At 76.4% G+C, this 3,509-nt stretch carries 1 protein-coding gene; it reads left to right on the top strand.

From position 1 onward, the window contains the following. Positions 1-3,509, top strand: a 3,509-nt coding sequence (locus GA0070558_RS32020; RefSeq protein WP_141722408.1) for a type I polyketide synthase, incomplete at both ends; no start/stop codon positions are given.

Raw genomic sequence — 3,509 nt, 5'->3', positions numbered from 1 at the left:
TTGGATCTGTCGGCGTTCGTGGTGTTCTCGTCGATCGCGGCGACGTTGGGTTCGCCGGGTCAGGGCAACTACGCGGCGGCGAACGCGTTCCTGGACGCCCTCGCCCAGCACCGCCGCGCCCAGGGGCTGCCGGCGACCAGCCTCGCCTGGGGACTCTGGGCCACCACCAGCACCATGACCGCCCACCTCGACGCCACCGAACACCGGCGTGCCATCCGCGCCGGCAGCGCCCCGCTCACCGACGCCGAGGGGCTGGCGCTCCTCGACGCCGCGGAGCGGCACGGCGGCGCGCACCTCGTACTCATGAAGGTGCCGGCGGCCACGGGCGGACCGGTCCCCGCGCTGCTGCGCGACCTCGTGCGCCAGCCCCGCGCCCGGCGGCGGGCGGCGACCCGGGCCGCCGCCGACCTGTCGCTGGGCGAGCGGCTCGCCGCCCTCAGCCCCGCCGAACGGCGCGGCCAGCTCCTCGACCTCGTCGCCGGTGCCGTGGCGGCCGTGCTCGGCCACCGCTCCGCCGACACCGTCGACCCGCAGCGGCCGTTCAAGGAACTCGGCTTCGACTCGCTCACCTCCGTCGAGCTGCGCAACCGGCTCGCCACCGCCACCGGGCTGCGGCTGCCCGCCACCGTCGCCTTCGACTACCCGACGCCCGCCGTGCTCGCCGACTTCCTCGACCGGGAGATCGGCGGACGGGCCGCCCCCGCGCTGGCCCCCACCGCCGCCGCCGCGCCCGGCGTCGACGAGCCCATCGCGATCGTCGGCATGGCGTGCCGCTTCCCCGGCGACGTGCGCACCCCCGAACAACTGTGGGACCTCGTCACCGCCGGCGCGGACGTCATCGCGCCCTTCCCCACCGACCGCGGCTGGGACCTCGCCGACCTGCACGGTGACGCCGGTGACGACACGGCCACCCCGCAGCGCGGCGGGTTCCTCTACGACGCCGCCGACTTCGACGCCGCCTTCTTCGGCATCAGCCCCCGCGAGGCGCTCGCCATGGACCCGCAGCAGCGGCTGCTGCTGGAAACCTCGTGGGAGGCGTTCGAGCGGGCCGGCATCGACCCGCTGACCGCCCGGGGCAGCAGCACCGGCGTCTACGTCGGCCTGATCTACCACGACTACGCGGGCAAGGCCCTCGGCACGTCCGACGAGATCGACGGGTACGTCGGCAACGGCAGCGCCGGCAGCGTCGCCTCCGGCCGCATCTCCTACCTGTTCGGCCTCGAAGGCCCGGCGGTCACCGTCGACACCGCCTGCTCGTCGTCGCTGGTCGCCCTGCACCTCGCCGCGCAGGCGCTGCGGCAGAACGAGTGCGGCCTCGCCCTCGCCGGTGGGGTCAGCGTCATGTCCACCCCCGGCATGCTCGCCGAGTTCTCCCGCCAGCGCGGCCTGTCGCCCGACGGGCGGTGCCGGGCGTTCGGCGCGGGCGCCAACGGCACCGGCTTCGCCGAGGGCGTCGGCATGCTGCTGCTGGAACGGCTCTCCGACGCCCAACGCAACGGCCACCGGGTCCTCGCCGTCGTCCGGGGCAGCGCGATCAACCAGGACGGGGCCAGCAGCGGCCTCACCGCCCCCAACGGCCCCTCGCAGCAGCGCGTCATCCGGCAGGCCCTCGCCAACGCGCGGCTGACCCCGGCGGACGTGGACGCCGTGGAGGCGCACGGCACCGGCACGGCCCTCGGCGACCCGATCGAGGCGCAGGCGCTGCTCGCCACGTACGGGCAGGACCGGCCCGCCGACCGGCCGCTGCTGCTCGGCTCGATCAAGTCGAACATCGGCCACGCCCAGGCCGCCGCCGGCGTCGCCGGGGTGATCAAGATGGTCATGGCGATGCGGCACGGCCAGCTTCCCGCCACCCTGCATGTCGACACCCCGTCGGAGCACATCGACTGGTCGGCCGGGGCGGTGTCGCTGCTCGCCGAGCCCCGCCCCTGGCCCGAGGTGGACCGGCCGCGCCGCGCCGCCGTGTCGTCGTTCGGCATCAGCGGCACCAACGTCCACACCATCCTGGAGCAGGCGCCCGAGGCGACGCCCGCGCCGACCGTGACCGTCCCCGCCGCCGTCACCACCGGCGACCTCACCACGCCCTGCGTGCTCTCCGCCCGCACCGGCGACGCCCTGGCCGAGCAGGCCCGCCGGCTGCGCGACTGGCTGGGGGAGAACCCGGCCGTCGGCCTGCCCGACCTCGGCCACGCCCTCGCCACCGGCCGGTCCGCGTTCGAACACCGCGCGGTGCTGCTGCCCCGCGACCGGCAGAGTCTCCTCGCCGGCCTGGCCGCCGTCGCCGCCGACGAGCCGTCGTCCGTCGTCGTCCGGGGCACCGTCCGGCCCGGCCGGCTCGCCGTCCTCTTCTCCGGCCAGGGCGCGCAACGCCCCGGCATGGGCCGGGAGGTGTACGGGGCGTTCCCCGTGTTCGCCGCCGCGCTCGACGAGGCGTGCGCCCACCTCGACCCGCTGCTGCCCCGCCCGCTGCGCGACGTGCTGTTCGCCACCGAAGGCTCCCCCCACGCGGACCTGCTCGACCAGACGGTGTTCACCCAGGCCGGCCTCTTCGCCGTCGAGGTCGCCCTGTACCGCCTCGTCGAGTCGTTCGGGATCGTCCCCGACCTCGTGGGCGGCCACTCCGTCGGCGAGATCACCGCCGCGCACGTCGCCGGGGTGCTCTCCCTCGCCGACGCCTGCGCGCTGGTCGCCGCCCGGGGCCGGCTCATGCAGGCGCTGCCCGCCGGGGGCGGCATGCTCGCCGTCGCCGCCGGCGAGGCCGATGTCCGCGCCTCCATCGAGGGCCTGACCGACCGGCTCGGCATCGCCGCCGTCAACGGGCCGGCGGCCGTGGTCGTCTCCGGCGCCGCCGACGCCCTCGACGCCGTCGAGGCCGGCTGGCGGGACCTGGGCGTACGCACCCGCCGACTGCGGGTCAGCCACGCCTTCCACAGCCCGCTCATGGAACCCATGCTGGCCGAGTTCCGGGCCGTCCTCGACGGGCTCACCTTCCAGCCGCCGACGCTGCCCGTCGTGTCCAACCTCACCGGCGTCGCCGCCGCCCCGGAAGACCTGTGCGACCCCGGGTACTGGGTGCGGCACGTCCGGGAGGCCGTCCGCTTCGCCGACGGGATCGCCTACCTGCGGCAGCGCAACGTCGGCACGTACCTGGAGGTCGGGCCCGACGGGGTGCTCGCCGGCATGATCTCCGACTGCCTCGCCGACGCCGCGGAACCCGCCGCCGGGCCGGTGGTCGTGCCGACCCTGCGCCGGGGCCGCACCGAGGCGTCCGCGCTGCTCGCGGCCCTCGCCGAGGCGTACGCGGGCGGCGTGCCCGTCGACTGGGCCACCCTCACCGGCGGCGGCGCGGCCGTGCGCCCGCTGGACCTGCCGACGTACCCGTTCCAGCGGCAGCGGTACTGGCCCGACGCGGCAGCCTGGCGGGCCGGCGACGTGTCCGGTGCCGGACTGGCCGCTCCGGGGCATCCGCTGTTGGGTGCGGCGGTGCGCCTGGCGGGTGACGACGAGGT

Origin of the sequence: Micromonospora haikouensis, assembly GCF_900091595.1 — a bacterium.
GTDB lineage: Bacteria > Actinomycetota > Actinomycetes > Mycobacteriales > Micromonosporaceae > Micromonospora > Micromonospora haikouensis.
The sequence above is the reverse complement of the archived record's forward strand: the minus strand, read 5'-3'. Positions and strand labels throughout refer to the sequence as shown.